Annotated in this window: 2 protein-coding genes and 1 pseudogene; 2 read left to right on the top strand and 1 reads right to left on the bottom strand. The window is 48.1% G+C overall.

Going from position 1 to position 2,900, the window contains the following annotated elements:
- A partial coding sequence (locus V6C93_RS08730; protein ID WP_333476268.1) for an NB-ARC domain-containing protein occupies positions 1-847 on the bottom strand: 847 nt, incomplete at its 3' end.
- 314 nt (positions 848-1,161) lie between these two features.
- Here V6C93_RS08730 and V6C93_RS08735 point away from each other — a divergent pair.
- Together V6C93_RS08735 and V6C93_RS08740 are read left to right on the top strand one after the other, a co-directional pair.
- Positions 1,162-1,356: a hypothetical protein gene (locus tag V6C93_RS08735; protein ID WP_333476269.1), complete on the top strand. Its 195-nt coding sequence runs from the start codon at positions 1,162-1,164 to the stop codon at positions 1,354-1,356.
- A gap of 192 nt (positions 1,357-1,548) precedes the next feature.
- A pseudogene (locus V6C93_RS08740) lies at positions 1,549-2,900 on the top strand (hypothetical protein); the annotation flags it as partial.

Here is a 2,900-nt window from a genome sequence, read left to right on the forward strand (position 1 = left end):
AAATACCCTGCTGAATATCTTGGGATGAGAGGGTTTCCTGTCCTTGGGAGAGAAACTGAATTAAGCTGCCTAAAAGCGTTTGTATTGGTGGGGCGATTTTGAGACTGCGCCAAATCAAGAAGTCAAACTGCTCCTGAATTCGCTCTGTCAGCATCACGGCTAGCGTAGTTTTACCAATCCCGCCCATCCCTAACAGAGCTATCACTTTACAACGGTCTTGCAAAATCCATTGCTCTAGCTGGCATAGTTCTTCAGTACGTCCGTAGAAACTGGAGACTTCTGGCGCTTCTCCCCAATCTTGCAATCCTAGAGGCTGTTGAACAGGAGCCATTGCGACGTTAGGGAAGCTAGGATTCGCCTTTGCCTTATCCTCCAAAACTAGATGCGTGTCTTGTTTGGCTGATTTAGCCAACCCAGTTCTGAACGATTCATCCTCTGTGATTTGTTGGGACTTTTGCGATCGCCGATGCTCCCACTCCACATCAAGCCGCTTTAAGTTTGCCGCTGTATCGTACTGTTTGTACCACAGCTTTAATGTAAAGTGCCAATCATCTGCACCCTGCGTCTTGATGCGATGATCCTCTAGAATTTCCACAAAATCTTTAAGACGATGGAGCGCTTCTTTGATTTCGTCGCTGCTTAACTTGCCATCCTTTGAGGTTAAGGCTGTCAGTTCTTCGAGGAACCGCACCTTAGTTTTGACCAGCAGATGCTTCTCATTCTTCCAGTGGACTTGAAGGGGTAGCCGCTCACTATTTTCTACTTCATGATTGGCATAAGCCAGCAGTGCTTCTAACAGGCGTTTGGTGCGCTGTTTAACTTGAGGGCCATAGTTCCGTCTCGCCATCGATGCTGCCTAAAAAGTTCAGGGATTCCCCTAAGTCAAAGTGATTTCCCTCAACAGCTTATCCCTGATTTTAGGAGACTTCCAGCTTTTAGAGCCTACGGCTGGCTTGAGGAAAATTCCCCCAAATATCTTTGAATACAATACCTCGAACCTCTCACGATCGCAGACATGAGCCAATCCGAGCTGAAATGCGGAATCTATTTTGTAGCACTTGTAGTATATTGTAGCGACTTGATGGGGGATGGGTGGAAAGAAGCCGCATTGCGCTGTCTTCGCTAAAGCGAAACTACTAACCGACTAAAAAGGAGGCTGTCATGAATCCGAAGTATTTTATAACATTCACCACGATTGTTTTAGCTACGGGATTGAGCCAGCCTGTAACACAAGCTCAGCCCCAAGAGCTTGTAACGACTTCGAGGTTCAACAATGTTCTAGTCAGCCAAAAAAAGAACCCGTCTCCACCCAGACCCTCGCCACCAGGGGGAAGTCGATTAGCTGTGCAACATTGAACCTCACTCAATGGGTCATCGTTGATTAGGGGCAACGCATACGTTGCCCCTACGACCCTCTGCCCCTTATCCGCAAAATTTTGCCAATTGTATGATTTGTAACCAAAAATCCCCATACCAACTTCTTCGCTAGACGACAATAGGGATAGCGTTAACAGCTATCTTTTTGGCAGGAATAGCGGAGACTCACCGATGTACGTCTATCGCACCTCTGGATGCAACAACAAGGCAGAACTCTATGGCCTTCAAGAGCGAATCGATGACCTGTGCGTTGAACTGGAAACTCAGAGAATTGATGAGGTACAGGCGCGTTTTGAACGAGTCTATCCTTACTTAAAGCGCCGAATCCTCAATCGAAGACTCATTGCACGCATCCTAAGAGTCGATGATGAGCAACTGGTATGCTTGCTCGATATCTTTAAGCGCGGTGACAGTGACTATGAACAGTTTCTCCACGATCCGCGAGCGTATGGCAGGACCCACTTCGAGCCTGAACTTAATCAGCAACACATCCGAGACTGGCTCACCCGTGAAAAGAACAAGCAGCGTCCTGTTCAGAAACTCCCGGAACTCCCGCCGGAACTGCTTCCTTGGCTAGAATCTCCCAGTTGGGAGATGGAGACGCTGACTGAAGACTGGGTGATTTATGAAAGCGAAGAATGGGTGACGCGCTTCAGGCAACGGGAAGTCCAAGACGCCTGGGAAACTTATTATCAACTGGTTGCGGGAATTCGCTCCGGAGCTCATCCCTCAGAAGGCTTTCCCGATTTGTTGAATGTCAGGTTATGTACATTGAACGGACATTACATCCTTTACAGCGAGATGCAAACCGCTGATACCTTTGTTGGGGGTGTCTTATTTCTGTTAGCGCCTTTTAATCACCGACCCTCCAGAGAAGAGATTATCCAAATCGGGAAGAAAACGGCTTTATTTGATGGCTTTGGCACAACTAATGTCTTGGCACGACCCTTAAGCCTTCATGACTTGACCCCCTTTGCTCAACGTTCCTATCCCTCCTATCTGCTTGCTGATGAACAGAGTTGGCTAGCAATTGAGCGAGGGAAAGAGGCAAATCTCGCTCTTTCCGTGGAAGAAGAGCAGATTCTTCAGTCCGTTTCCAGTGCAGCACCGGGTCAGGGTTCGTTGCCTTTATTCATCAACGGACGAGCGGGTAGCGGTAAGTCTACCATGCTGCTTTATCTGTTTGCCGACTACTGCTATCGGAAATATTACGACAAGCGAGGACATCGCCGTGAGCAGCCTCTCCCTGGTGAGCCGTTGTTTCTCACGTATAATCAGCGCTTACTGGAGGTGGCGAGAGACGGAGTAACGACCTTACTGGCATCCCATTACCGCTTTGTGGCAGAGAGGAGTCAAGGGGAGGAGAAGGAAAGCATCGATCACTACTTCCAACCGTTCCAAAAATTTCTGTTTGGCTTGCTACCCTCCCATGAGCGCTCCAACTTTGACCCAGAAAAGTACATTTCCTTCCATCGCTTCAAACAACTGTATCAGGGAAAAAGTCCCTGTGAATCGTTAGCTAA

Origin of the sequence: Allocoleopsis sp. (genome assembly GCF_036703385.1) — a bacterium.
Lineage (GTDB): Bacteria > Cyanobacteriota > Cyanobacteriia > Cyanobacteriales > Coleofasciculaceae > Allocoleopsis.